Origin of the sequence: Chitinimonas koreensis (assembly GCF_014353015.1) — a bacterium.
GTDB classification, from domain to species: Bacteria; Pseudomonadota; Gammaproteobacteria; order Burkholderiales; family Chitinimonadaceae; genus Chitinimonas; species Chitinimonas koreensis.
Genome location: NZ_CP060704.1, coordinates 5,146,582 through 5,169,273, shown reverse-complemented (window position 1 = coordinate 5,169,273; position 22,692 = coordinate 5,146,582). Strand labels below are relative to the sequence as shown.

General features: G+C 66.4%; 32 protein-coding genes. 5 read left to right on the top strand and 27 right to left on the bottom strand.

The features are described 5' to 3' along the window. Window positions 1-7 precede the first annotated feature (7 nt). The 7 genes from H9L41_RS25280 to H9L41_RS21920 form a co-directional block, all read right to left on the bottom strand. On the bottom strand, window positions 8-142 hold the full coding sequence (locus H9L41_RS25280; RefSeq protein WP_265583876.1) for a hypothetical protein: 135 nt from the start codon (window positions 140-142) through the stop codon (window positions 8-10). Continuing rightward, window positions 139-2,115 carry a DNA cytosine methyltransferase gene (locus H9L41_RS21945; RefSeq protein ID WP_028447773.1) on the bottom strand — a complete coding sequence of 659 codons (1,977 nt, stop codon included), beginning with the start codon at window positions 2,113-2,115 and terminating at the stop codon, window positions 139-141. Before H9L41_RS21945 ends, H9L41_RS25280 begins: the two co-directional genes overlap by 4 nt. Next, window positions 2,112-2,735, bottom strand: a complete 624-nt coding sequence (locus H9L41_RS21940; protein WP_028447772.1) for a hypothetical protein — start codon at window positions 2,733-2,735, stop codon at window positions 2,112-2,114. The genes H9L41_RS21945 and H9L41_RS21940 overlap by 4 nt, the downstream gene beginning before the upstream one ends. Next, window positions 2,732-3,139 carry a hypothetical protein gene (locus H9L41_RS21935; RefSeq protein WP_028447771.1) on the bottom strand — a complete coding sequence of 136 codons (408 nt, stop codon included), beginning with the start codon at window positions 3,137-3,139 and terminating at the stop codon, window positions 2,732-2,734. The genes H9L41_RS21940 and H9L41_RS21935 overlap by 4 nt, the downstream gene beginning before the upstream one ends. A gap of 33 nt (window positions 3,140-3,172) precedes the next feature. Next, a complete protein-coding gene (locus H9L41_RS21930) occupies window positions 3,173-3,436 on the bottom strand; it encodes a pyocin activator PrtN family protein (RefSeq protein WP_034607953.1) in 264 nt (87 codons plus the stop codon). 110 nt (window positions 3,437-3,546) lie between these two features. Next, window positions 3,547-3,792 (bottom strand): ogr/Delta-like zinc finger family protein, encoded by a 246-nt coding sequence (locus H9L41_RS26325; RefSeq protein ID WP_084300560.1) that lies wholly within the window; start codon window positions 3,790-3,792, stop codon window positions 3,547-3,549. Between the two features lie 47 nt (window positions 3,793-3,839). Continuing rightward, window positions 3,840-4,046 carry a hypothetical protein gene (locus tag H9L41_RS21920; RefSeq protein WP_157462122.1) on the bottom strand — a complete coding sequence of 69 codons (207 nt, stop codon included), beginning with the start codon at window positions 4,044-4,046 and terminating at the stop codon, window positions 3,840-3,842. A gap of 67 nt (window positions 4,047-4,113) precedes the next feature. On the opposite strand from H9L41_RS21920, the gene H9L41_RS21915 reads away from it, so the two are divergent. From H9L41_RS21915 to H9L41_RS26320, 5 genes are all read left to right on the top strand, one after another. Next, complete coding sequence (locus H9L41_RS21915; RefSeq protein WP_028447770.1) at window positions 4,114-4,446, top strand: helix-turn-helix domain-containing protein; 333 nt, start codon at window positions 4,114-4,116, stop codon at window positions 4,444-4,446. Window positions 4,447-5,020: 574 nt separating this feature from the next. Then, window positions 5,021-6,262 carry a helix-turn-helix domain-containing protein gene (locus H9L41_RS21910; protein ID WP_157462121.1) on the top strand — a complete coding sequence of 414 codons (1,242 nt, stop codon included), beginning with the start codon at window positions 5,021-5,023 and terminating at the stop codon, window positions 6,260-6,262. A 32-nt stretch (window positions 6,263-6,294) separates the two neighbouring features. After that, window positions 6,295-6,429 (top strand): hypothetical protein, encoded by a 135-nt coding sequence (locus tag H9L41_RS25275; RefSeq protein ID WP_265583875.1) that lies wholly within the window; start codon window positions 6,295-6,297, stop codon window positions 6,427-6,429. 220 nt (window positions 6,430-6,649) lie between these two features. Further along, window positions 6,650-7,153, top strand: coding sequence for an autoinducer binding domain-containing protein (locus tag H9L41_RS21905; RefSeq protein ID WP_187523593.1), 504 nt, complete (start codon window positions 6,650-6,652; stop codon window positions 7,151-7,153). Then, entirely contained in the window at window positions 7,150-7,479 is a 330-nt protein-coding gene (locus H9L41_RS26320; protein ID WP_084300557.1) for a helix-turn-helix domain-containing protein, read from the top strand. Before H9L41_RS21905 ends, H9L41_RS26320 begins: the two co-directional genes overlap by 4 nt. Here H9L41_RS26320 and H9L41_RS21895 read toward each other — a convergent pair. From H9L41_RS21895 to H9L41_RS21810, 20 genes are all read right to left on the bottom strand, one after another. Further along, window positions 7,454-7,900 carry a hypothetical protein gene (locus H9L41_RS21895; RefSeq protein WP_028447769.1) on the bottom strand — a complete coding sequence of 149 codons (447 nt, stop codon included), beginning with the start codon at window positions 7,898-7,900 and terminating at the stop codon, window positions 7,454-7,456. The two genes, H9L41_RS26320 and H9L41_RS21895, sit on opposite strands and share 26 nt — an antisense overlap. Window positions 7,901-8,073: 173 nt before the next feature. Continuing rightward, complete coding sequence (locus H9L41_RS21890; RefSeq protein ID WP_157462120.1) at window positions 8,074-8,460, bottom strand: hypothetical protein; 387 nt, start codon at window positions 8,458-8,460, stop codon at window positions 8,074-8,076. A 44-nt stretch (window positions 8,461-8,504) separates the two neighbouring features. Further along, window positions 8,505-8,822, bottom strand: a complete 318-nt coding sequence (locus tag H9L41_RS21885; protein WP_028447768.1) for a hypothetical protein — start codon at window positions 8,820-8,822, stop codon at window positions 8,505-8,507. Between the two features lie 153 nt (window positions 8,823-8,975). Then, complete coding sequence (locus H9L41_RS21880) at window positions 8,976-10,046, bottom strand: phage late control D family protein (RefSeq protein WP_034607952.1); 1,071 nt, start codon at window positions 10,044-10,046, stop codon at window positions 8,976-8,978. Continuing rightward, entirely contained in the window at window positions 10,043-10,450 is a 408-nt protein-coding gene (locus H9L41_RS21875; protein WP_028447767.1) for a phage tail protein, read from the bottom strand. The genes H9L41_RS21880 and H9L41_RS21875 overlap by 4 nt, the downstream gene beginning before the upstream one ends. A gap of 11 nt (window positions 10,451-10,461) precedes the next feature. Continuing rightward, window positions 10,462-13,113 (bottom strand): phage tail tape measure protein, encoded by a 2,652-nt coding sequence (locus H9L41_RS25270; RefSeq protein ID WP_265584074.1) that lies wholly within the window; start codon window positions 13,111-13,113, stop codon window positions 10,462-10,464. Window positions 13,114-14,294: 1,181 nt separating this feature from the next. Further along, complete coding sequence (locus H9L41_RS21870; protein WP_034607951.1) at window positions 14,295-15,374, bottom strand: DNA-methyltransferase; 1,080 nt, start codon at window positions 15,372-15,374, stop codon at window positions 14,295-14,297. A 33-nt stretch (window positions 15,375-15,407) separates the two neighbouring features. Then, window positions 15,408-15,536 (bottom strand): Com family DNA-binding transcriptional regulator, encoded by a 129-nt coding sequence (locus H9L41_RS21865; protein ID WP_157462119.1) that lies wholly within the window; start codon window positions 15,534-15,536, stop codon window positions 15,408-15,410. Window positions 15,537-15,679: 143 nt separating this feature from the next. Next, window positions 15,680-15,796, bottom strand: coding sequence for a GpE family phage tail protein (locus H9L41_RS21860; protein ID WP_028447766.1), 117 nt, complete (start codon window positions 15,794-15,796; stop codon window positions 15,680-15,682). Between the two features lie 8 nt (window positions 15,797-15,804). Then, on the bottom strand, window positions 15,805-16,146 hold the full coding sequence (locus H9L41_RS21855) for a phage tail assembly protein (RefSeq protein ID WP_028447765.1): 342 nt from the start codon (window positions 16,144-16,146) through the stop codon (window positions 15,805-15,807). A gap of 53 nt (window positions 16,147-16,199) precedes the next feature. After that, the gene (locus tag H9L41_RS21850) at window positions 16,200-16,709 is read right to left on the bottom strand and encodes a phage major tail tube protein (RefSeq protein ID WP_028447764.1); all 510 of its coding nucleotides are present in this window, start codon (window positions 16,707-16,709) and stop codon (window positions 16,200-16,202) included. 55 nt (window positions 16,710-16,764) lie between these two features. Beyond that, complete coding sequence (locus H9L41_RS21845; protein WP_308419550.1) at window positions 16,765-17,565, bottom strand: phage tail sheath subtilisin-like domain-containing protein; 801 nt, start codon at window positions 17,563-17,565, stop codon at window positions 16,765-16,767. Then, a complete protein-coding gene (locus H9L41_RS26450; protein WP_308419549.1) occupies window positions 17,562-17,936 on the bottom strand; it encodes a phage tail sheath protein in 375 nt (124 codons plus the stop codon). The genes H9L41_RS21845 and H9L41_RS26450 overlap by 4 nt, the downstream gene beginning before the upstream one ends. 114 nt (window positions 17,937-18,050) lie before the next feature. Then, window positions 18,051-18,344, bottom strand: coding sequence for a tail fiber assembly protein (locus tag H9L41_RS21840; protein WP_051319357.1), 294 nt, complete (start codon window positions 18,342-18,344; stop codon window positions 18,051-18,053). Between the two features lie 43 nt (window positions 18,345-18,387). Further along, on the bottom strand, window positions 18,388-19,182 hold the full coding sequence (locus H9L41_RS21835) for a hypothetical protein (RefSeq protein WP_028447762.1): 795 nt from the start codon (window positions 19,180-19,182) through the stop codon (window positions 18,388-18,390). A gap of 3 nt (window positions 19,183-19,185) precedes the next feature. Continuing rightward, window positions 19,186-19,938, bottom strand: a complete 753-nt coding sequence (locus tag H9L41_RS21830) for a hypothetical protein (protein WP_051319356.1) — start codon at window positions 19,936-19,938, stop codon at window positions 19,186-19,188. Continuing rightward, window positions 19,935-20,669 (bottom strand): phage tail protein I, encoded by a 735-nt coding sequence (locus tag H9L41_RS21825; RefSeq protein ID WP_051319355.1) that lies wholly within the window; start codon window positions 20,667-20,669, stop codon window positions 19,935-19,937. Before H9L41_RS21825 ends, H9L41_RS21830 begins: the two co-directional genes overlap by 4 nt. Next, window positions 20,666-21,565 (bottom strand): baseplate assembly protein, encoded by a 900-nt coding sequence (locus H9L41_RS21820; RefSeq protein WP_051319354.1) that lies wholly within the window; start codon window positions 21,563-21,565, stop codon window positions 20,666-20,668. The genes H9L41_RS21825 and H9L41_RS21820 overlap by 4 nt, the downstream gene beginning before the upstream one ends. Further along, window positions 21,562-21,927 carry a GPW/gp25 family protein gene (locus tag H9L41_RS21815; RefSeq protein WP_028447760.1) on the bottom strand — a complete coding sequence of 122 codons (366 nt, stop codon included), beginning with the start codon at window positions 21,925-21,927 and terminating at the stop codon, window positions 21,562-21,564. Before H9L41_RS21815 ends, H9L41_RS21820 begins: the two co-directional genes overlap by 4 nt. A gap of 2 nt (window positions 21,928-21,929) precedes the next feature. Beyond that, window positions 21,930-22,637, bottom strand: coding sequence for a phage baseplate assembly protein V (locus H9L41_RS21810; RefSeq protein ID WP_028447759.1), 708 nt, complete (start codon window positions 22,635-22,637; stop codon window positions 21,930-21,932). Window positions 22,638-22,692 lie beyond the last annotated feature (55 nt).

Here is a 22,692-nt window from a genome sequence, read left to right as displayed (position 1 = left end):
GGTTGCCTCACGAAGGACGGCCGGCCGGCAGGGCAGCGGCCAGACGGCGGTAGTAGCGGCGGGCGTGCTGGGCGACTTGCCAGCGCTGGCGTGCGGTCAGCGCATGGCATGGCGTAGCGAGGGCGGATGTGATGCGGCTCATGCGGCCATCTCCATGTCGCGCTGTGCCTGCTCGCGGGTGCTCTGGACCGACAGCGCGGGCACATTGGCGCGGATGAGCGCCATCGCCGGATACGGGCTGACGCTGTTGCCGCACATGCGCACCTGCGCGCTCTTGGTGAAGCGCCGGCCGTCGTGGCCAACATCGATCCGGTAGTCGCGCGGGAAGCCCTGGCCGCGATACAGCTCGGGCGGCTGGAGCATGCGAAGGCCGATGTCCACGACGACGTAGGGCGTGCCGCGAACGGTGACCGTGACCAGCGCCAGGCGGTCGCGGGTGGTGATGGTCTGCATCGGGTCGCGCAGATCGCCCCATTGCCCACCGGTGCCGTAGTACCGCATGAGGAAAGCTGCGACGCGCAGTGCGCCGGCTTCCTGCTCGGGTGATAGCTGGTAGTCGACTTTCCCGGCGGCCACATCCCCTTCGGAATCAATGTTGGTCTCCGTCACCTCGAGCACGGTCGGTAGCGGTGCACCAGCACGGCTCCAAGCGTTCCGCCGCTGTAGCGTCGTCAGGCGCGCAGTGACGAGCTGCTGCTGGCTGCCCTTGTTCGTGATGGTCGACACCGGCCGGCGCAGGTCGTGGCCAGGGTTGGTGTTGTTGCCATCGTTCGCCTGCGCGAGGTAGGCGGTAGCCAAGCCCAGGGCATGTGCGCAGCCGGCCGGCCGGGCCGAGCCGCCGCCCGAGGTGATCGTCGGCATCGGGGCGTCGACCGCGGAGCCGAATGCCTGCCCGCGGAACTTGACCAGTTGCGCGCTGGCCAAGGCGTGCTTCACCCCGCCAGCAGTCACCGTCCCGAGCGGCGACTCGATGTCGAGCGCCCGCGGCGACTGCCCGGGCCGCTCGCCATATCCAGCCTGCACCAGCACCGGCGCGCTGATCGCCGTCTCGCCGCGGTTGGCCGCGGTGATCGTGCGTAACGGCTCGGTGATGGCATGCGTGCGGTCGCCGCCTTGATGGGTGACAGGCACCACGGTAGGCGCGGCGACAGCAAACGCGCCGCCTTTCGGATGCGCCGTGATCGTCTGCATCGGCTGGCCGATGTCATGCACGCGGTCGATGCCGCTGTAGTAGTGCGCAATCGGTACGATGAACGGGTCGGCGCTCTCCAGCACGTAGCGCACGGTCCCCTTGGCGATGCGCCGCATCGTGGCCTCGGCCAGCGGCCGGTCGCGATCGAAGATGGACGGGCAGGGTATCGACCAGTCGATGCACTCGGCCGCGGCGCGCCAGCGCTTGAGCCCCTTGGTCGGCTGCTTCGCGTGCGTGGGTGCCGGCCACACAATCGGCAGCCCGTCGCGGCGCGCCACCATGAACAGGCGCTCCCGCGTGGTCGGCGCGCCGTAGTCGGCCGCGCACAGCTCCTTGACCTCGACCTGGTAGCCCAGCCCTTCCAGCAGCGCGACGAAGCGGCGCCAGGTGCGGCCGGCGCGCATCGGATCGGGAATGAGGAACTGCTCCTGCACCAGCACGCGCTCGCCTTTGGCTGCGACGCTGCCGTCGAGCTTCACCACCCGCCCGGTGGCCGGGTCGCGCTTGGCGATCAGCGGCCCCCACTTGAGCACCTGCACGACGTTTTCGAGCGTGATGACGTCCGGCGCGACCTGGCCGGCCCAGCGGTAGCCGACCCACGCCAGCGCGCGGCGCTTCTTGCTTCGCGGCTGGCCGCCGGCGGCCTGGCTGTGGTGCGTGCAGTCCGGGGACAGGTGCAGCAGGCCGACCAGCAGCCCCCGCGTTACCGTGTAGGGACAGACCTCGAACACGTCGGCAATGTAGTGCTCGGCCTGCGGGTGGTTGGCGCGGTGCATCGACAGCGCGTCGTCGTCGTGGTTGACGGCGATGTCCGGCGAGCGGCCGAGCGCCCACTCGATGGCGGTCGACATGCCGCCACCACCGGCGAACAGATCCACGATCAGCTTCGCGTGGATCGGCAACTGGAACTGGTCGCGCTTCATAGTGCGACGTCCTGCGCCGTAGCTTTACCCTCGCCGCGATCGGCCGCCTTCAGGCGCTTGGCCGCGCCCCGGTGGCCGAAAGTGCGCTCCAGGTGGGCCGGCGGCACAGGGTCCGGCTGATCCTCCGATTCCTGCCTCGCCTCCTTCGCCTCGTCCCGATCCCGCTGGCAATCGCAGCCCGTCCCGCAAGACCCGAGCACCTCAAACAGTTCGTCGCACTGATCGGCCACGGGGTGCCCGTCCACCACATGGCCCGCCGACGTCAGTTCGCCGACCGTCGGCGTGCACGGGCAATCCGACGGCGGCAGGCCGCAATCGCAGCACTCGGCCGGGTTGGACAGCTCCCGCGGTACGCCCTCGAACTGCTCGGCGGCGGCATCTGCGGCGGCCGCCAGCGCGCACTTGCAATCCTCCAGTCCGCAGCCCTCGCAGAATTCCGCCTGACCGGAAAATTCCGACTGTACGTCCATGAAGTAATCGAACCCACCGCAGCCCAGCCCACCACAGCCGCAGCTCACGCCGCCGTCGCACTCTTCGGTGGCGGTCGGCTCCACCTGCTCGACCAGCGCATAGTCGGCTGGGGCGTTGTTCTCGGGTACAGCGTTGGATTTACGGTTCATGGTGCGTCTCCATAAGTAAGTGCGGCGCTGTGCTGGGTGATCGCGTCGAGGGCGTCGAAGGCGTGGCCCGCCGACGGGAACACCATGCCGACCTCGGAGACGGTGGGGGCACCGCCGTCTCGCGGCGGGAACGCGACGAAATAGGCGACGCGGAAACCGGGCAGGCCCAGCTCGGGCGCATTGAGCGCGACGCGCACTTGGTCGAGGCGGCCGCGGCGGACACCGTTGCGCTCGAGGACGAAGACGTCGCGGCCGATCAGCTCGCCGTACTGAACGCGCAGCGCGGTGATTGCCGTCGGCTCGGTCGCCTTCCGGGTGCCTTCCTGCGCCATCCAGGCGCGGATCGTGGAAATGATCGACGGCTCGCCGGTGGCGGCTGTGCGGTTCTCGGGTTTGTCGTACATGCCTCGCTCCTGGTGGTTTCGTGGTGAATGGGGTTACCGCGGCGCGGTCGCGCTGTTGGCCCACTGCGCGCGGGCCGTGGCACGGGTCGCGTCGATGTGCGCGGCCAAGTCGTCGACGTGGACCAGCCACGGCGCCTTCTGCGAATTGGTCAGGCGCATCGCCGCCACCGGCAGCGTGCGGGCCGAGGCCTGGCGGGCCGCCTTGGCCGGGCTCAAGCCGAAGAACTCGTCGGAGATTTGCTCCAGCGGCACCGTGGGGCTCTCGAAGCGGGCGGCGAGCAACATGGCGGTATTCATCGGGCGTTCCTTCCGGCGTGGCCGGTTTGCGTTTCAGCAGGCAAGCCGATCCCCTCGCGGCCATTTCTGGCCGTCGTGGGTGGCGTGGTTTCAGGGGTTTGGAGCTGCCGCTACAGCGTCAGCGCGAGCTGATCGCGGTCGGGTGGGGGTTGGGTGCGGGCGCTGATTGGCAGCATGACTCGAGGGCAGGGCTTCCCACTCGGTCGAATTGTTCGAACAATTTCCGTGTAGGTGACGAAGGTGTGGCCGCAGTCCACGTCGAGGCATTGATGTGTGCGCTCGGTGCAGGTGCTGGACAGCGTGCGGCTCGTTCGTGTCGGAGCGAGCGTCTTGCAGTGCGGGCAGTAGGTGGCCATACCTTCCTCGATGTGAATATTCGGATTTTCTGAATGTTCGGATGAGGCTACGCTTGCACCTGATTGGCTTCGGCGCTTCTTCCGAGGAGGTACAGGTCACGCGCCCTACTGGTCAGCGTGACGCCACGCTGCTTGCATTCCGCTACCAGCTCATCCCGCTCGGGGTCGGTAAGGCGTAACGGCACCGGCTTCGCGCTCAGGTTCAGGCCGCGCGGCATATACGACTTTGCGGGAAGGTCGTCTTTGTTCGTCATGGTATGATCGCCAAGAAATGTATTACACATTGCGAAGGATACATACTTTTCTTTGCATGAGCAAGCGATGAGCATAGAAAACTTAGACATCAGCTCGGCCATCGGCCAGCGGCTCCAGACCGAACGCCTGCGCATGAACATGACGCAGCGGCAGACGGCCGAGGTGATCGGGCGCTCCCTGCTCACCTACGGCAAGTACGAGCTTGGCGAAACGTCGCCTAACGCTGACGCGTTGCACATCCTCCATACCAAGGGATTTGATGTGTTTTTCATCGTCACCGGGAAGAAGTCCAAGGACGAGCTTCCTGACGACCAGGCCGCGCTACTACATTGCTGGCTCCGGCTGGATGAGCGAGGCCGGGCCGCGGTCAAGCAATTAGCGCAGACTTTGAGTAGCTAGTGATTGAATAGCAAAAGCCCGGCATCGCCGGGCTTTTTACTTTCTTACTCCGATGGCTTTCCTGTGCCATCAATTATGCTCTCCATCTGATCTAGCATCGGCCTTAATAGATAGGCGATCGATTCGGCTGGAATTGGCTTTTCTCCTGCGGCCTCAAGTATTTCCGTAAGCCCCTCCAGTCCACTATGTAGCTTCAGAAGCTTCAAATGCTGATTGTTATGCTTCACGTTGCTTAGGTGACACTCCCGCATGATCTCCCCAGCATGGTTGTTATTTATCTTTCTGCTGTGGATGTATTAACTCTTCAATCAATCTGGCCTGTTTTAGGTCTGAATTTGCCGCCCTCGGCAATATCTTTGAACTTACTTGCCTGTTTTGTTGACTGCCTGCCCGTGCTTTTCCGGTAGCAGCCCGTCGCATTGGAACGTCTTGTGCGTCGTACATGGTTTCCTCCGCCTGATGGCGTTTGTTGTGGGTCGATGAATCGCCTTTGCTCGGACGCTATCCCTGCTGTCGGCTGTGGCGCAAGTATCAACTGTCCCATAATGTGCAACACTTGGCTTAAAACCTCAGCTTGCTGCATTTCATGGATCTACAGGCACTTATCCGAAGCAACGTTCGTCGGCGACTGGCCGAGCTGGAGCCGAACCCGCGGCGCCAGCTTCGGAAGCTTTCCGACCTGCTTGGCGTGGATCGCTCTGTTGCCCATCGCCACCTTGATGGCGTCGCGACTGTTTCGGTATTGCAGCGACTGGCCAAGGCGCTCGGGGTTTCACCCGTATCGCTGCTTGATGCTCCCGCTGGCAGTGAGGTAGTGGCGGCGCAGGTTGACGTGGAGGGTGAACAGCACGGTTGTCGAGCTTGGCTACTCCCGACGCTTACGACCCCGTATGCGTCAGATACGTTACTTGCGGTGTCAGATAGCAATGGGTGGCAGGTCAACCGCTTCCATCGTCGCAGGCAGGCAGGCCGCCTCGTATCACGTCTCGACATCATTGCCCGACCTGGGCCTGATGACATGCCAGACAGTGGCGCGCTCTCCGCTGTGATTTCTCGTAACGTTCGCCGGCTACTTACGCTTTACGAACGTGATCCCCGGCACCAGCTCAGGACGCTGGCGACGCTATTGTCGGTGCATCGGTCAGCGGCCCATCGACACATGCACGGCGTGTCGACGATCAAGGTGCTTGGGCAACTGGCCGAAGCGTTCGGAGTTTCGCCGGTGGCATTGCTTAGCTCGGCCGCCTGCGACATCGATGTAGTGCGCGCGCGAGTTGATGTTGATGGCGCGCAATACGATTGCTACGCCTGGCTGGGAACTCTTGAGGATTCAGGTACGAGAGTCATGCGCGCGCGGCAAGACGGCAGCGTCTATCGAGTTGGCCGGTACGGACCTGGCCGGTCGGTCTTGCGCCTCGACGTGATTACACGTGTGGTTGTTGACGATAAGCCGACGATCGCCATTCATTGTACGGACACAGTTTTTTCAGCGGAGGTCGCGCACATTCTTGGAGATAGCGGCTACCTGCCTGCGGTCTATGACGACGACCACGCGCTCCTGTACGCACTGCGACCGTCTCCTGATGATCCGACGTCACGAGGATCATGCCGCCCCGCGGTGCTCATCCTGAACTCGCCCACCGCTGAGCTACTGGCGGATCAGGCCTGCCGCATCGTTGGCGATGTTGTGCAAACCCTCGTAGTTACAAGTGATATCCGCCATGCAGACCCTGTGAACGGTCGCTTTTTCGTTGAGAAAAACGCGATTCGTATACTGGTGGCGCTCCGAGCGTTGACCCCTGGTCAGCGCGCCTGAGCAAAACCACTTAACTTCATAGGAGTTGCAAAATGCAAAAGTTCGTTGCCATCATCGCCTCGTTCGCCGTTTCCGCTGCCGCTCAGGCTGCTACCTCGGCCACGTCGGGCAGTTCGTTCATGCGGGCCGTGATGGCCTTTGTTGATTCGATTGTCCATGGCGTATAAGTGACGCTCAATAAAAAGGCTATACGTTAATGTTTGATGCCCGCTCATTCCCTAGAAGATATGCCGATATTCGTAGCGATAAGGATATTATGGCCGAGACTTCTAGTTTTGCACATGAATTGGGGCTTGAGTCCCTTGTGATTGGCTATATCAATCCTGCATTGAGTGAGCGGGCTTTTTTCTTGTACGACAAGCCCCTGTTCAGTTTGATATTCCAAACGTGGCCGATATTGACCCCGTTATTGCGATGATACGCGCGAAGAAGCCCCGGCCCTTTCATTGGAATGGTTTAACCTACAAAGGCTTCGATCACATATATGAAGTTGGCAGGGCTTACGGTATTCGATCCGGAATCATTGCGCCAATTCGCCCTGGAGGCCGGCGGCGGTTGTCAATATCGCTTGATAGTCCATACGAGATTGATGGCACGCCAGCCCAAATTGCCGATAAAGTCGCTGCGCTGGGAAAATTTGCCCACGGCCTCGCCGGAGCCATGATTGCCCGTTACGATCATCGCTCCAAGTTAGAGGTTGCGCTCAATGAAGACGAAAAGGAAATGCTAAAGCGTCTGTTTGGAGGGTGCCCGCCTCATGATTTGCCATTTAAGCTTCGGCGCGGCCATGATTTTGTTCGTATCACACTGACCAATGCCGCACGAAAGCTCGGCACCAATAATCCAGATACGGCCGCGGCCTTAGCTTGGCATCTTGGCGTTTTAACATGACGGTGAGCACAAATTCCGCCATTGGAGGCCGGCTTAAGCTGGAGCGTGTTCGGCTTCGTCTTTCCCAGGCCGAGATTGCCCGCCGTGGCGGTTTGACCATACGGACTTACGGGCGTTACGAGCTTGGCACTAGTTCTCCATCGGCTGCATTTCTAGCTGTTCTGTGTGCCAATGGATTTGATGTCCTTTACGTCATTTCTGGCATTCATAGTACGGCGGCGCTGACTAGCGATGAGTCAGTGCTGCTAGATGAGGTGCGATCGCTTGATGAACATGGCCGATTTGCAGTTCGGCATTTCGTCAATGGGCTGCTGTTGCGGTCTTAGGTACATTAGCGCGCAACTCAGGCGCTGTAACCGATCTCGGCGCACGGCTGGCGATACGCCCCTTCATCCCTGTGGCGCGCTCCGCCACGACGTAGACGCGCGCTTCATCGTGCCAGGTCAGCAGTACGCCGCGCATGACCTGGCCTTCCTCGACGTCGAACCAGTGTTCTACCTTGTCTTGGCCGGTCAACATGAAGCGGCGCGCAGCAATGACGACCGGCCGCGGCATCAGCGCGTACAGGTCTGGTGATTCGACTACGGACAGATCGAGCCAGGCGCCATGGGGGAACGCGACATGATTCTCCTGTCTCGTCAGTCCCCACGGTAACCAACTGACAGCGCCCTGGCGTGAGCGGATGGGCAGCCTGGCGCCGGCGCTCCGAAAGCGGACCTCGCGGCCGAAGTATTCAATCGCGTACATGTCACGATTTTACACGGTGAACGTTCGTTCACCTTCCCGCCGATGAGCGTGCTGCTGAAACGATGAAGCCCCAGGCTCGGCTCGCCCCGGATGATCGGGCGCGCCTACTGCTGGGGGCTGGATGCTGCCTATTCTACTTGGCGACCGGCATGCTGTGTCACAGCGGCCTTGCTCTATCGCTCAAGCCATTCGATCAGTGCAATCTGCTCGGCAGGCGATAAGGCGTTGAGTTTCTCCAGTAACGCTTTGCCGTCGGATGGTTGCCACTGCTGCACAGATAGATCGCCACCTTGCAACGCATCTTCGACTTCTGCGGCAATGCCGCCAATGAGGATTCCGGCAGGCTCCTGCCGCGTTGCCCATGACATACAGGCAATACGGATTGCCGACAATTCGGTTTCACTGAAATTCCGCAGTACCTGCCGACGAGCGCGGTCGATGATTTCGCCGTAGCGATCGGCTATAGCGTTTAACCGACCGGAAAGGCTATCGCTATCCTTTATTTCGCCGATTACCGTTTCGGCTCGATCGCCGAGATAAATACTGGCTTTCTTGCTCATGGTGTACTCCGTAAAAATGCCCGCTGGAGCGGGCATGGTCTAATTCACAGGATTTCGACAAATCCCGCATATTCGCAATCGCGCTCTACGGCATCGATGGTTTCTTGGTTCTGCCCGTCCAATACTGTCGGGACGGCATCGCTGCCTCGAATGTCGGCCCGATAAACATGGTACCCACTCATATTGCTGTTGCCGAGCGAGCAGTATTCGATGTAATCACGCCCATATTCGCCATTTGACTCGTCCATCATGCGAGCGGCATCAATGATGGATTCAATTTCGGACTGCCGGCCAGCTGCGAAATCAGCGGTGTCGCCAAAGATGTAACCGGAGTTATTGTCGATCAGGATGAAGCGTGCCATTTCGTATCTCCTTGCATGCCGCGCTTACGCCGGCTTCTTAGGATTTCCGGGTCCGCCGGAACGGTCACAGCAGTGCGCTGCTGTTGGTGTTACTTTATGTAATACCTTTGGTGTGTGCAATGCCGTTCGTCGGTGTCTTGGCAGGACTCGGGGCTATTCGACCTGCTCGGCCCTCACCTCGAGGTCGAGCTGGGTCGTCAGGCCGGAATCTCCCAGCGTATGCACCACCTTGGCGATGATCCACGGCAAATCGTTGATCGCCGGTTTGAACCCGCTCACGGTCGCCGGTAGCTCGGGCGTCAGCTCGGGCCGGCCATGCGCCAGGGTCAGCGCGAACGTAGCGACACCACGCTGCAACTTGTCCCACTCGGCCCGCGCGGCCCGCTCGGCGTTCGCCTTGTTGGCGTAGGTGTGCCGCAGCGTCTTGACGTTGTCGGCGCTCGGCGCGGTGCGCTTGTCGCGCTTCTTCCCCTTCTTGCCGGCCGTCGGCGCCGTACCGTCCACCAGCACCTCGCCCTTCTTCGCCGCGCGCATGTCCTGGTAGTAGGCGCGCACCGCCGTGTAGGTCTCGCGATCCGCGACGCTGAATCGGTGGCTGTCGCCGGCGGCCCGTGTGATGGTGACGGCGGCCAAGGGCTGGCCGCTGGCGCTGGTGGCCGAGCCCGCCTTGGTGAACAGGAGCCGGCCGCCCTTCACCGTGGCGATCGCGTCGAACATCCGCGCCAGGCGCGTGAGCAGGTTGATGTCGCTCTCCGCCGTCTGGTCGACGTGGTCGATCGCCTGCGCGGCGAGGCCGGCGCCGATGGCCGGCTCCAGCCCGGCCTCGCCGGCGATGGTCCGCACGATGTCGCCGACGGTGCGGCGGTGCCAGCTGCGCTCCTTCTTGGTCGTGAGACCGGCGCGCAGGTCGGCCGACCTGGCGCGAAGCGTGAGCTTGTCCGGCGTGCCGCTGTGCTCGACTTCGTCGACCGTGTATAGCCCCTTGTCGACCATGGCGCCGCCGGCCCAGCCTAGGCTGAGTGCGAGCTGGGCGCCGCGCGGCGGAATGTCGAGCCGGCCGTCGTGGTCGGACAGTGTCACCTCGAGCGCGTCGGCGTCGAAGCCGCGGTTGTCGGTCAGCGTGAGCTGTTCCAGACGCGTGGCGAAATCCGCCGTGATGTCCTTTCCGCCCAGGGTGAGCCGGAAGACCGGCGCCGGCGGGATGCGGGGGCGGGTATCGGTCATTGCAGGTAGCTCCCGAGCAGGTCGATTTGATCGTCGTCGACGCGCGCCAGCGTGAGCGTGAACTCGATGCGACGGGCCGAGCCATCGGGCAGGAAGTGGTCGTGCGTCGTGTTGAGCGACTGTACGACGAACAGGCCGTACAGCTCGCCGGTGAGTCCGACCAGCGGCCACGCCTTGCCCTCGTCGGCCATGCTGCGCAGGTTGTCCAGCGATTCATCGCCGCCGGTGATTTCTGGGGCGAGCACCCCGGACAGGGTCAGCGTCTCGTCGTCCGGGCCGAGGAACTGCCGGGCCGGCCGGACGCCGACGCGGCTGGTCGAGGCGTGACGCCAAGCCAGGTGCCGCTCGAGCTGCTGGTAGGGCACCGTCGACAGGGTGAACACGAAAAATCCAAGGGCCAGCATCTGGCGGTCTCCTAATCGCCGTCGGCCAGGCGGCCGCGGCGGGTGGCTTGGGTGGCCCGCGTCTGGCGGGCGATCTCGTCGGCGACGAGGCGGGCGAGCTGCTGGGCATCCATGCCGGGCGCGGCGTGGACGTGCAGCTCTTGGATGACCAGCGCCGGGCCGGCTTCGGCGGCGGCCGGCCGCGACGCGGCGAGGGGTGGGCGGTGGTCGATGGTGATGCGGCCGAGCGCGGCGAGCGGGTCGACCGCGACCTGGCCGGCCGGCGCGGCGACGCTGGTGCCGAGGGCGACGGCGCCGACGATGGGCTGGGTCAGCTGCCGGGTCAGCGCGAGCATGGCCGCCAGCGGCGCCTGGCTGCCGCGGTCCAGCCCGATGGCCAGGCCATCCATGGTGTGGCCGCCGAGCGAGGCGAACACGCGGCTGGGCGAGTGGATGCCGAGCCGTTCTTTGAACCACCCGATGGTCTGATCGCCGGCGTTGACGATGGCCGCCTTGACGGTGCCGAGCGCGCGGGTGATGCCGTCGACCAGCCCCTGCATGAGCTGCACGCCGATCTCCACGAAGCGCAGCGGCAGGGTGGCGAACGCCGCCAGCAACTCGGTGGTGATGGTGATGAGCGAGCCGAGCCAGCGGCCGAAGCCGCGGCCGCTGGCGGTGGCGGCTTCGAGCCCTTGTTGGGTGGCATGGAAGGGCTCGAAGAGCTGCGACGCCCAGTTCCATGCGTCCGCGAGCGCCCCCAGCAGCCAGTCCCATACCGGCCGCAGTGGCGCGAGTATCGGGGCGATCACACCGAAGGCACGGCCGAACAGCTCGCCGATCGGAGCCAACCCCTCACGCAGGCCCTGCCAGAAGCCGCCGAACCACGCGCGAATCGGCTCCCAATACTTGACCACCAGCAGCGCCGCCACGGCAATGGCGGTGATGCCCAGCCCGATGGGGTTCATCAACGCGGCGCGGCCGACGAACAGCACAACCTGACCCAGCAGCCGCATGGCGCTGGTGGCGGCGGTGATGGGGGCGAGCGCCAGCCCCTTGGCGAGATTGAGCCCGCCCCGGCCGGCGTCGGCGGCCATGCCGCCAATGCCGCGGGTGGCCAGGTACTGGCGGCCCCCGGTCCAGCGGGCGGCCATGGCGGCCCGCTGGGCTTGGACCGCTTGCCACACGCGAGCGGTGTAGCGGCGCACGCCGACTTCGGCCACGGTCAGCTCGGTCGCCGCGGTGCCGCTGAGCATGCCAGCCCAGCGGCGGACGCTTTGCGCGGCGGCGCCGGCCGCCGCCGGGATGCGCTCGCGCAGGGTCTTGGCGAATTGGAGCGTCGAGCGGCCGGCGGTGGCCGGATCGGCTGCGCGCCAGTAGCCAGCCAGCGCCGGCGCCAACTGGCCGAGCCGGCCGCCCAGTTTGCCCAGCACCGCCGGTAGCGTTCGGCCCATCATGCCGGCGACGCTGCCGGCCAAGCGCAGCGTGCCGCCGAACTGGATGCCGAGCAGGCCCAGCCCGGCGCGCACGACCAGCATCGGCCCCATCATGGCGGCGAGGCCGAGCGTGAGCGCGCCCATGACGGTCAGCAGCACGGCCAGGATCGCGACGGTTTTCATGACGGCATTGGTCAGTACCGGGTGTTCCTTCGCGAACGCGCCGACCGCTTCGGCCGCGTCGCCGATCCACTCGGTTGCGGCCTTCAGCTCGGGGGCGATCGCTTCGCCGAACCGCACGAGCGTGTTGGTCATAGTGCCGGTGGCGGCGTCCCACAGGTTGCGCAGGGTGCCGAGCTGCTCGGCGACGCGGGTTTGCAGATCCGCTTGGGCCTGCATCCGGTCGAGCGTGTCGAGGTAGCCGGCCCGGCCCTTGTCGATCAGGATCGACAGCACCTGCTGGGTTTCGGCGTCGTCGCCGAACTGGGTTTTCAGCGCGGCGATCAGTGTTTCGCGGTTGAGGTGCCGCAGCTTGGCGAACTCGGCGAACATGTGGTCGAGTCCGCCGAACTCGCCTTTCCCGTCCGACAGATCGAGGTTGATGCCGACGCCGCTGGCCTTGAGCGCGGCGTTGGCCTTCTCGCGCTTCTCTCGATCGAGGCCGAGGTCGAGCACCTTGCGCAGGGCGTTGCCGCCGGCCTCGCCCTTCATGCCGGCTTGGTCGAACATCACCAGCATCGGCGCCAGCGCGTTGACCGCCTTCAGGCCTTCCATCCGCAGGGTGCGCAGCGCCGGCGAGACCTTGCTGAACCCTTGCAGCATGTTCGACGGATCGACGCCGAGGTAATAGGTGCGCTGGATCGCATCCATGAGCCGCATCATGTCGGCCTCGGTGGTCCGGGTCGCGTCCTGCATCTTGGCGGCGAACTCGGCCGCGTCGGCCGGCGCCATCTTCAGTTGCACGCCGAGGTAGGCGGTGGCCTCGCCCAGCCCGCCGAGCACGGCCTTGGCCGTCATGCCCTGGCGAATGAGCATGGTCATCATGTTCTGGAAATCGGCTGTGGTGCCCGGCAGGCGATTGCCGAGCGCATCGGCCAGCGCGGTGACGCGGGCGAACTCGGGGGCGACCATGCCGCCCCGTCGCATCATGGCGATGTACAACTGTTTCGCGGCGTCCTCGGCTTCGGCGTAGGCCTTGACCGGCGCCAGCACGGCGGCACCGGTGGCGGCGCCGGCGGCGGTCGTGGCCATGCCAGCGCCGGCGATCTTGTCGCGGGTAGCCAGGCCGGCCGCGTAGTGCGCTTTGACCGCTTGCACCTGGCGCAACCGCTCGTTGATGCGGCGGAGCCGGGTTTCTTCCTCGGCCAGCGCGCGGCTGGCGGCCAGGGTGTCGTTCCTGAGCCGGCGCTGGTGGCTGGACAGGTTGCCGGTCTCGACGCCGGCGGCGGCCAGCCGGCTGCGCAGGGCTTGCAGTTGGGCCGCCTGGCCAGCGCCGGTTTCCTTGAGCTTCGCGGCGGCCTTCCGGGCCGTGCCGAACTCGCGTTCCAGCGCCTTGAGCGGTTTGCCGGCCTCGCCCAATTCCCGCTTGAGGGTGGCGGTCTGCGTGGTCAGCTTGCGCGCTTCGCCGCCAGTGGCGCGGTTCTCCTCGCGTAGCGCCTTCATCCGCTGTTCCAGCGCACGGACGGTGGTCAGGTTGGTCTGTTGCTGCTTGACCAGCGCGTCGTAGTGCGCGCGCAGGGTGGCGGTGGGCTCGGCCGCCGCGGCCATCTGCGCGTGCGCTGCCTTGATGCGATCGGCGGTGCGCTTCCATTCGGCGTTGGCGGTGGCGTGTTCGGCCGTCGTGGCCTGTAGCTCGGCCTTCTGGCGCCGCTGCTCGGCGCGCAGGCCTTCCAGTTTGCGCGCCTGCTCGTCGTAGGCGGCCGACAGCGGCGCCACCGCCGCGCGCGCCGCGCCTATCTGCTGCGACAGCTCGCGCAGCTTGCCGGTGCTGGTAGCCAAGGACTGCGCCGTCTCCTGGCTGCTGGTCTTGAGGCGGTCGAACTGGTCGACGGTTCGCTGCGTCTCGTTCAGCTGCTTGAGATGGTCGCGTAGCTCCTTGACCCGGCCGACGGTCTTGCTGCCGGCTGCGCTGATGTTGCGCAGCGGCGCCGTGACGCGATCGACCGCGGCTAGGAGGACTTGCAGCTTGAGGGTCTGGGACATGGCGGTGTCGGTGGTGGGGCCGGTCGATCTTGCCGCGCGCGTAGGGCGGTCGCCCTTGGGTTTGGTTGTGCCAGGTGGGGGCACATGCGACGGTGGGCCGGCCGCCTGCAGCATCGCCGAAATCGACGAGACTGCTGCCTCGCCGGATTTGGCGAGGTCGGCCGCCACCACCAGAAACGGCGATGGCCCACGGATCTGCCATCGCCGCTTCCGGCGGTGGTCGACGCCGGCTAAGTCGAGGGCTGCCGGCGCGTGAGCCGATCGCGGGCGGCCGCGAAAATCGCCGCATCCTGCTCGATGCCGATGAAGTCGCAGCCGGCCTCGAGGGCCGCGACGCCGGTCGAGCCCGAGCCGAGGAACGCGTCGAGTACGACCTGGCCGGGTCGGGTCGAGGTGCGGACGATGTGGCGCATCAAGGGCAGGGGCTTTTCGCAGGGATGCCGGCCCGGGCGCGCCGGCGTGGGGTTGAATATCCACACGTCGGTGTTCGGTGCCTCGGCGGCGAGCTGGAACGGCCGGCGCAGCGCGGCGTATTCGGCCTTGAGCGTGTCGTAGTCGCGCCGCAGCACGTCATAGCGTGCGTGCAGGTGGACATAGTCCTCGGCCAGGACGGCATGCGGTGCAGCCAACACGCCCGGCGTGCGGCTGTTCAGCAGCCGTTGCAGCCACTCGTAGTTCTCGCGGGTGGGCAGCGCCCATTGCGATCGGCCGAACCAGTGGCCGGCCATGCCGCCGCCCGACTTGCCGCGCCAGGCTCGCCAAGCCGCATCGATCTCGGCGCCGCTCCAGCCGGCGCGCTGGCGCTCGCCGTCAAGGTAGGCGCGCAGCGGCTCGAACACCTGGCCGCGGAGTGTGGCGCATTGGCGAGCGTAGCCGGCCGCGGCAGCCGCGGCGTGCTCGGCGCCGTAGTGCTCGGCGAACACGATGCGCTCGGTCTGCGGGTGGTAGCTGCGCTGGGCGGCCCGGCAGGCCTTCTGATGCACGCCGGTGGTCTTGACCCACACGACGTGGTTCAGCACACGGAAGCGTTCGCCGATCAGGCCTTCGACGCGGCTCGACATGCGTGGCGAGGCGAACAGGTAGAGCGAACCGGCCGGCCGCAGCACGCGGGCGAACTGGTCGAGCACGTCGCCAAGCCAGCGCGCGAACGCGTCTGCGTTCGGCCATTGGCGGTCCCAGTGGTCGGGGCGGGCGTTGAAGTAGGGCGGGTCGGTGATGATGGCGTCGACGCTGGCATCGGGCAGCGTGGCCAGGACGTCGAGGCAGTCGGCGTTGTGCAGGGTGAGGCGAGGGGATGGATCGAGCGCCATAGATGATTCCATGGCGCTCGGTGGCGCGCGGGGTCAGGGGCGCGCGGCCCTCCAGATGTTGTAGGCCCGGCAGCGCGGGCATTTGATCGCCAGCTCGAAACCGGCTTCGGCGCGGGCTTCGGCGAGCTTGCGGTTACAGCTGGTGCAGCGGATCGTTTCCATGTTGAGTGAGCGGGTGTTGTGCTAGGCTCGCCGTCCCTCGACGTCGGGGGGGCGGTCTCGCTGGCTCACTGGGTATGCAGTGGGTCGGGTCCGGGTGGGCTGTTCGCGCAGTCCGCCCGGTCACCGTCTCTACGTCCTGCGGCCTATTCCTCGGCGCCGCTCCTGATTCGGGCGCGCTCGCGCCAATCCATCAGCTCCGATACGTCCATTTCGTCCATCTCGCGCGGTCCCCAGTGGAACACGGTCGCGATGTCCGCCATGGCGTCGTCTACGACTGCGGGGAGACTGCCGCGAGCGCCTTCGGCGTTAAAAAACCGGCGATCGCCAGGCCGCATTGCACCAGGTCGGCGCCGTCGAGGCGCTCGGCGTCCTGCTTGGTCAGCGTGGGCGTGCTGATCCGCGGCAGCACCGTGATGACGGCGCCGGCCTCCATATGCACCAGGTCGACCATGGCGACGCCGCGCAGCGCACCGGCCTTGGGTTTGCGCAGCGTCACGCTGGCGATGGTCTGGTCGCTGCGGACGATCGGCGTGTCGAACGTCACGGTGACGGTGTCAGGGTTCTGGGGCGGCTGGCCTTCTTGGGCTTGCTGGTCTTTGTTGAGGTCCATGGTGGTGGGCTCCGAGGGATGGGGTGAGCGGTGGGCGGTGTTGCCGGCGACGATCAGCGGCCGAGGGCTTTACGGGCCTTCGCCAGACGGTCGACGCCGTCGACCATATGGACGAAGTTGATGTTGTCGATCTCGATAACCGTCGCGCCGTTGATGGCCAGTCGGTAATAGCTGAGCGGCAGCTTGGCCTTGAAGTCGTTTTCGTCGCCGGCTTTCGCCGTGCCCATGTCGATCTCTTGGTAACGGCCGCGTACCTCGATCTCGATGGCGTCGTAGTTGTCGACGTCCTCGCGCTGGTAGGCGCCGACAAAGCGCAGCAGGACCGCGTCGTGCGTCGTGGCCGCGTAGGCCGACAGCGCGTCGCGGACCACGCCGCCGAAGGTCAGCTCGAGTTCGAGCGGCTCTTGGCCGAGGTCGACCTTGATCGAGCCGTCCATGCCGCCGGCGCGCCAATCCTCCATCTTCCGCGCCAGCTTCGGCAGCGTGATTTCCTTCACCTCGCCGCCGTGGTTGTTGCCGTCGGTGAAGACGTCGAAGTATTTGAGCTTGTTGGGGAGTGCCATCGTGTTGCCCTTTCGGTTGTCCTTTCAGTAGCGGCCGGCGGCCGCGGCGCTGGCGTCAGGCCGCGACGCGCGCGGCGAAGTCGGCCAGGTAGCGGTCGGTGATGCGCTGGCGGAAGCCCAAGTCTTCCAGCGGCGGGACCGGGCAGTAGTCGTAGTCGATCGTCAGCTTTCCGGCCTTCAGCGCGTCGACCGTGTTGATGCTTTCGTCGAGCCAGGCTTGGCCGTCGACGATGTAGCCGGCAGCCTTCAACCGGCGAAAGCCCGCGTTGATACCGGCGAGGATGTCTTTCACCAGCTGCGCGCTCATGGGCTTGTCGACCGCCCACATGTGATTCTCGGCGACCATGTCCGCGATCACCTGCGCGGTGCGGGTGTAGTTCTCGAACGCGAACAGCGGGTCGTTACTGGCCGTCCTCGATCCCCAGAAACGGAACCCTTGCGCGTTGATGAGGCAGGTCACCTCGTGGCTGTTGAGGTAGTCCGCGTCGGTGGCCGTGGATTGCAGGTCGAAATAGACCGAACGCGACAGGCCGGTCACGCCGTTGACGGGGATGTTCGACAGCGTCTTGTGCCAGCCCACCTCCTCGTCCAGCTTGGCGCGCAGGCCGACCGCGACCGCCGTCGCCCACAGGGTCGAAGAGGCGTTGGCCACGCTGTCCCACGCGGTGAAGTCGGGCCACAGGACCATGATTTCGCGCTGGCCGAAATTATTGCGGTAGGTCGTCGCGGCCTCCTTGGTGGTCGCGCCGTCGGCCGCCACGTAGGCCATGCCGCGCGCCTTCTGCGCGACGCTGGCCAGCGCCGTTGCGACGGGGAGCGTGTCGAGGCCAGGGCAGGCCAGGATTCTCGGCTTCACGCCCAGGGTCGATTGCGCCCGAGCAATGCCTGCATGCCGGTGAACAGGCCGCTGGCGTTGACGCCGCCGATCACCGCCGTGTTGCGAGTCGCGACGGTGCCGCTGTCGGTGACCCGAACCACGACCATGAGCGGGTCGCACTGCGAGCTGATCGCCGCCAGGGTCTTGGACAGCGTGCCTTGCGTGCCAGCCTTGGCGCGGGCGGCCTTCATGTTGGTGACGAGCACCGGGGTGTCGATGGGGAACGTCGCAGCATCGGCGTCTGCGGCGGTGCAGACGATGCCGACGACGGCGGTCGAGGGCACGCGGATCGAACGGATACCGTCGGCGATCTCGGTGACGCGGACGCCGTGGTGGTAATCGGTGGGCATGGAAGCTCTCCAGTGGGGCGGGCATTAGTGCGCCTATCGTGGCGCGCGGGCGGGGCGGGCGATACGCGCGCTGGTTGTGTGCGGCTCAGGCACGGCCAGCGGCGCGGGCGCCGGCTACGGCTTGTCCGGCCAGACCGGCGCGGCCGGATCGGCGACGGTGTCGGGCAGGTCGCGCAGGGCCTGGCGGTAGGTGCTCCAGGCGGCGCGCTGTTCGTTGGTCAGGTCGGCGTCGGCGATCTGGGTCCAGTCGCAGGCAGCCAGGCGCCGGTCGCGTTCGGCACGCAGGGCGGCCAGGTGCTTCTCGAGGATGGCTGCGGCGATGATGGTCGCGGGTACACCTCGTTCGCGCAGTTCTTCGGGCGTCCAGTTGACGAGGTCGGCGCCGTCGTAGGTCAGAGTCAGGTACATGTCGGTCCTCAATGGATTGGAGTGGTTGGCACAGCCCGTGCGGCTACAGGACGATGTTGGAATTGAAGTTCCGCGGCACATTGCTGCCGTCGCGGACGATGCCGCTGAACAGGTCGGCCAGGACCGTGCCGGCCGGCAGCGTGAGGGCGTTGATGGAGACGTCAGCGACCGAACCGGAGAGCGCCAGCAGGCGGCCGTCAGTGCTGGGACGGGTGACCGCCGAGCTGTAGAAATGCATGCGCAGCATGCCGCCGCTGGTTGCGGTTCCTGCCAGGTGCTGCGCGTTCAGCTCGATGTCGCAGCTACCGACGATGATGTTGCCGACGGCGCGGTCGGCGCGTTGGATCAGCCCTGCCGCGGCGACGGGTAGCGCCCCATCTGCGAGCGTTGCAGTTCGCAGCTTCAGGCCCGTAAACGCGATGGTCGATTCGCGCAGGGTCAAGCCGTAAGCCGTGTTCTGGCCGGCCTGCACCAAGGCATCGGATTGCAGCACGGGCTTGTCGCCAGCCCCGTAGGAGCCGATGTAAAGGTACTTGTTGAAGATGGTGACCGGTGCGGTGATCCGTTGCGTCGTGCCTGCGTTGAGGTAGATGGTGGCGGCGCCGCCGGTCGGAGTCCGGTCGATCGCAGCCTTGAGCGTCTTCAGCGGGGCTTCCAGCGCTCCGGTGGCGCTGTCGTCGCCGACCACGCTGTCGACGTAGTACGACACCACGTTGACGGGGATGGCGGCAATTGCACTGGCCACCGCGGTATTGATGCTGCTCGCCTTGGCGTTGAATTCGGCGGTCAGCGCGTTGGCTGCGCTGACGAGGTCGGCAATGTTCGATTCCAGGGACATGGATCAGGCTCCTTTGACGGGGATGGTCTTGACTTGCAGGCGCTGCAACTTGAGCAGGCCGGCGGCATTGGCGGCGGCGATGGCCAGCACCGCATCGTGTTTTTCGGTGATGGTCGCGGCCTGCTGATCGATGCGCTGGCCGAGCGCGGTGGCTCGCTGGCTTTGGTCGGCGGCCTGCGCGTCGAGCCGCTGGCTCAGGTCGCCGGCGCGCGCCTCGGCCTGGCTGGCGCGTCGTTCGAGCGTGTCGAGGCGATCGCGCTGGATGACGCCGCGGCGCAACTCGCGCAGGTGGCCCGCGGCCAGTTGGGCGAACTCGCTGGCAAGGCAGAGGCCGGCATCGGGCGCGGTGGCGACCACAGTGACACTGCCGGGCGGCAGCTCGGACAAGTCGAGGTCGAACGCCAGCAGCATCGTTTGGCCGGCAGGTTTGTAGCCGACCTTGACGGTCGGGTGGCTCCACACGGCCAGCAGGATGTTGCCGTTCGCGATGATCCCGATTTCGTTGATCCAGCCCGCGGCCGGGCCGTCGGCGAGTGCCTCGACATGCAGGCGGCCGTCGCCTTGATCCTTGCCGGCGGCCACGGGATAGCGGCCCAGTTCGTGGCGCAAGGTGAGGTGACCTTGCCCCACGTCATAGGCGGCGTCGCCAATGGCGATGTGGGTGATTTCCAGCGCGATGCCGGGCGGGGTGGCGCGAGACAGGGCGCCGAGCGCCGCGGTTTGGATGCGCGGTGCCAATGGGATGACGTCGCTCACAGGCGGACCTCCAGCGGTAGACGGATGACGGAGACGGCGCCGGCTGCGGCGGCGAAGCAGAGGCCGGCGGCGAGGGGAGGCAGCGTGGGCGCGCTGGGGCGCAGCGCGTGGCGCTGCACGGCGAAGAGCTGTCCGCCAACGACCGGCTGAAAACTGGCGCGCAGCGGCGGCACGGTGACGCCGACGGCGCGGGCGGTGTGGCGCAGGGCGGTGAAGGCCTGGCCGCCGGCCGTGAGCACCAGGCCGGCGTCGAGCCGCGCGCCGAGCCGAATGGTCAGGTGGATCGAATGGCGTTTGACGGCGCCCAGGTAGTCGGCCAGCCGGCCATAGAGCGTGGGCGTGATGACGGCCGATTCGCCGGCCACGACGGAATTGACCCAGGCGGTCAGCGTGGCGGTGCCGGGCTGGCCGGTCGGCGTGGTCTGCCACCACTCGACCAGGTCGGCACGAACGTTGAGCACCGCGAGGGCCTGTTCGATCGCGTAGGGCGTGCCCTTGTGGCGATGGACGCGAAACGAGGCGTCGATCATGGCGCGGCGCTGGGCTTCGCTGCTGGCGATGTCCCAGCCCTCGACGGAGCATTGCCAGGCCAGCGCCGGCAGGAAGGCCGCCGGCGCGCGCCACGGGTCGTGCAGCGTGGCCAGCGGCGACGGATCGACGGCGGCCGGGAGCACGTCGGCCAGCGCGCGCTCGAGCGCCGTCGCGTTCGGCGGGAGCAGGCGGGCCGTCATGGCAGGCGATCCAAGACGATGGCGACCAGCGACGGGAATTCGTCGGGGGCGCAGACGATGTTGGCCGTGGGCGCCCGTAGCTCGACGTCGACCACGCCCTCGACTACGAGGGCCGCGGTCATCATCGCGAGCGAGACGGTCGCGCCGGTGGTGCGCGTCTTGTCCAGCAGCGCGACCAACGCGGCGCGGGCGGCGGCCAGGACCACCGCAGCATCCGGCCCGGCAGCGATGCGCAGGCCGGCCGATACGGTGTAGGCCCGAGGCCGTGCGGCGCGGACGGTGACGCGATCACCCATCGGCCGCACGCGCTTGTCCGATAGCGCCACTTGGACGGCCGCCAGCAGGGCGGCGTCCGGCACGCCGTCGCCACGCCGGTCGACCACGTAGAGGTCGATGATGCACGGCGCCGGGCTTTCGACTTGCACGTCCAGCACATTGACCGCAGCGGTCAACGCGTGGAACTCATAGCCCTCGCGGCTGCCGGCGCAGCTCAAGCCTTCCCAGGCCAATTGCGTGCGACGGCGCAGCCGATCGTCCTCTTCGTAGACCGGCGCGCGGGGCGGGATAGCGGCAGGGTCGCCGGCGTCGATCACCTGGCGGATCACGCCTTCACGGGCTGCGAGCTGGTCAAGGTCACCGCGCTTGGCGTAGGCCAGCATCAGCGCGCGAGCGGCATCGTTGACGCGTTGGCGCAGGCCCAGCTCGGCGTAAGCCTCCAATTCCAACAGCTTGGCCAGCGGGTCGGATTCGAGCGCCAGGGCGGCGGCGATCGCGGTGCGTTGCTCTGCCGGGAGTATGGCCAGCAGCCGGGCGCGCTTGTCGGCCAGGATCGTCTCGTAGTCGAGCGGCTCGACGCAGTCGGGGGCGGGCAGGCGGGACAGGTCGACGACGGTCACGGGCGGCCTCGCAGGGTGAGGGCGAGCGAGCGCGGCTCGCCGGCGCTGAGCCCGTCGCGGCGGCTGTACTCGATCGCCACGTCGACGGCGCCGGCCTGGCTGCCCAGCGTGATGGCCACGCGCGACAGGCGGATGCGCGGTTCCCAGCGCATCAGCGCCATCACGGCGGCGGCGTTGAGGCGGATCGCGGTCGCGCCGTTGGCCGGCTGGTCGATCAGGTCGAACAGCTGCGAGCCGTACTCGCGCCGCATGAGGCGGGAGCCGACCGGCGTGGTCAGGATGTCGGCGACGGATTGGGCGATGTGGTCATCGTCGGCCAGGGATCGGCCGGTGCTGGCGTGCATGCCGAGATAGGCGGCCATGGTCAGGCGCTCCGGGCCGGGCTGGTGGGCTGGCTGTCGCCCTGCTCGATGTGGACGTGCTGCTTCACCGAAATCTCGTCGGCGATCAGGTCGCCGCCGACGGTCTGCACCGTGCCGTGGATCGTGGCCACGTTGCCGCCGGCGCTGCCTGGCGTACCGAAGCCGGCCATGCCGCCGAGGTAGGTGAGCAGCTTGTCCACGGTGAGGTTGCCGGTGACGTGGGTGTCTGGCGCGTCAATGGTCACCGACACGCCGGCTTTCACCATGACGGTTTCGCCGGCCTCGGCTGTGATGGACTTGCCGGCCGTAGCGGTGATGCTGTCGGATGCGTCAACGAGGGCCGTCTTGATGCCGGTGACGGTCAGCGCGCTGAGCTGGTGGTCGTATGCGATGCGGGCGCCGTCCGGGTAGGCGCGCACGTGGGTGTGGGGGCTGCGGTCGGGCGGCGGAATCTGGTCGCTGTAGATGCCCATCAACACGAGGCCGGTCGCGCCTTCTCCGCTGGCGGCAAACACCAGCACCTGTTCCCCGATGGTGGGCGGATCCCAGGTCGTGGTCGTTCCGGCGCGAGCGGCCAGCCAGGGCAGCCACTCGCTCTCGAGACCGCCCGACTTGACCCGGCAGCGCGCCGTTTCGTGGTCGACGGCGAACACCGTCCCATCACGTAGGACGCTCTCGAGTCGGCGGTTGGTTTCGGCGTTGGCGTTCATGCGGGCAGGATGCCGCCCGCGCCTGCGCGGGTCATGCGAGTCTGGTTGTGTGGGA

Bases quoted from the DNA above. Each gene is read 5' to 3' on its own strand.
- H9L41_RS21835 (WP_028447762.1), bottom strand. From the start codon at position 19,182: ATGTCCCTGGAATCGAACATTGCCGACCTCGTCAGCGCAGCCAACGCG.
- H9L41_RS21875 (WP_028447767.1), bottom strand. From the start codon at position 10,450: ATGCTGGCCCTTGGATTTTTCGTGTTCACCCTGTCGACGGTGCCCTAC.
- H9L41_RS26325 (WP_084300560.1), bottom strand. From the start codon at position 3,792: ATGGCCACCTACTGCCCGCACTGCAAGACGCTCGCTCCGACACGAACG.
- H9L41_RS21840 (WP_051319357.1), bottom strand. From the start codon at position 18,344: ATGTACCTGACTCTGACCTACGACGGCGCCGACCTCGTCAACTGGACG.
- H9L41_RS21930 (WP_034607953.1), bottom strand. From the start codon at position 3,436: ATGAATACCGCCATGTTGCTCGCCGCCCGCTTCGAGAGCCCCACGGTG.
- H9L41_RS21860 (WP_028447766.1), bottom strand. From the start codon at position 15,796: ATGGCGGACATCGCGACCGTGTTCCACTGGGGACCGCGCGAGATGGAC.
- H9L41_RS21850 (WP_028447764.1), bottom strand. From the start codon at position 16,709: ATGGCACTCCCCAACAAGCTCAAATACTTCGACGTCTTCACCGACGGC.
- H9L41_RS25275 (WP_265583875.1), top strand. From the start codon at position 6,295: ATGCAAAAGTTCGTTGCCATCATCGCCTCGTTCGCCGTTTCCGCTGCC.
- H9L41_RS21865 (WP_157462119.1), bottom strand. From the start codon at position 15,536: ATGGAAACGATCCGCTGCACCAGCTGTAACCGCAAGCTCGCCGAAGCC.
- H9L41_RS26320 (WP_084300557.1), top strand. From the start codon at position 7,150: ATGACGGTGAGCACAAATTCCGCCATTGGAGGCCGGCTTAAGCTGGAG.
- H9L41_RS21810 (WP_028447759.1), bottom strand. From the start codon at position 22,637: ATGAACGCCAACGCCGAAACCAACCGCCGACTCGAGAGCGTCCTACGT.
- H9L41_RS21825 (WP_051319355.1), bottom strand. From the start codon at position 20,669: ATGACGGCCCGCCTGCTCCCGCCGAACGCGACGGCGCTCGAGCGCGCG.
- H9L41_RS21855 (WP_028447765.1), bottom strand. From the start codon at position 16,146: ATGGACCTCAACAAAGACCAGCAAGCCCAAGAAGGCCAGCCGCCCCAG.
- H9L41_RS21870 (WP_034607951.1), bottom strand. From the start codon at position 15,374: ATGGCGCTCGATCCATCCCCTCGCCTCACCCTGCACAACGCCGACTGC.
- H9L41_RS25280 (WP_265583876.1), bottom strand. From the start codon at position 142: ATGAGCCGCATCACATCCGCCCTCGCTACGCCATGCCATGCGCTGACC.
- H9L41_RS21945 (WP_028447773.1), bottom strand. From the start codon at position 2,115: ATGAAGCGCGACCAGTTCCAGTTGCCGATCCACGCGAAGCTGATCGTG.
- H9L41_RS26450 (WP_308419549.1), bottom strand. From the start codon at position 17,936: ATGCCCACCGATTACCACCACGGCGTCCGCGTCACCGAGATCGCCGAC.
- H9L41_RS21895 (WP_028447769.1), bottom strand. From the start codon at position 7,900: ATGTACGCGATTGAATACTTCGGCCGCGAGGTCCGCTTTCGGAGCGCC.
- H9L41_RS25270 (WP_265584074.1), bottom strand. From the start codon at position 13,113: ATGGCCACGACCGCCGCCGGCGCCGCCACCGGTGCCGCCGTGCTGGCG.
- H9L41_RS21880 (WP_034607952.1), bottom strand. From the start codon at position 10,046: ATGACCGATACCCGCCCCCGCATCCCGCCGGCGCCGGTCTTCCGGCTC.
- H9L41_RS21920 (WP_157462122.1), bottom strand. From the start codon at position 4,046: ATGACGAACAAAGACGACCTTCCCGCAAAGTCGTATATGCCGCGCGGC.
- H9L41_RS21815 (WP_028447760.1), bottom strand. From the start codon at position 21,927: ATGGCCGCCTATCTCGGCATGCACGCCAGCACCGGCCGATCCCTGGCC.
- H9L41_RS21940 (WP_028447772.1), bottom strand. From the start codon at position 2,735: ATGAACCGTAAATCCAACGCTGTACCCGAGAACAACGCCCCAGCCGAC.
- H9L41_RS21915 (WP_028447770.1), top strand. From the start codon at position 4,114: ATGAGCATAGAAAACTTAGACATCAGCTCGGCCATCGGCCAGCGGCTC.
- H9L41_RS21935 (WP_028447771.1), bottom strand. From the start codon at position 3,139: ATGTACGACAAACCCGAGAACCGCACAGCCGCCACCGGCGAGCCGTCG.
- H9L41_RS21890 (WP_157462120.1), bottom strand. From the start codon at position 8,460: ATGAGCAAGAAAGCCAGTATTTATCTCGGCGATCGAGCCGAAACGGTA.
- H9L41_RS21885 (WP_028447768.1), bottom strand. From the start codon at position 8,822: ATGGCACGCTTCATCCTGATCGACAATAACTCCGGTTACATCTTTGGC.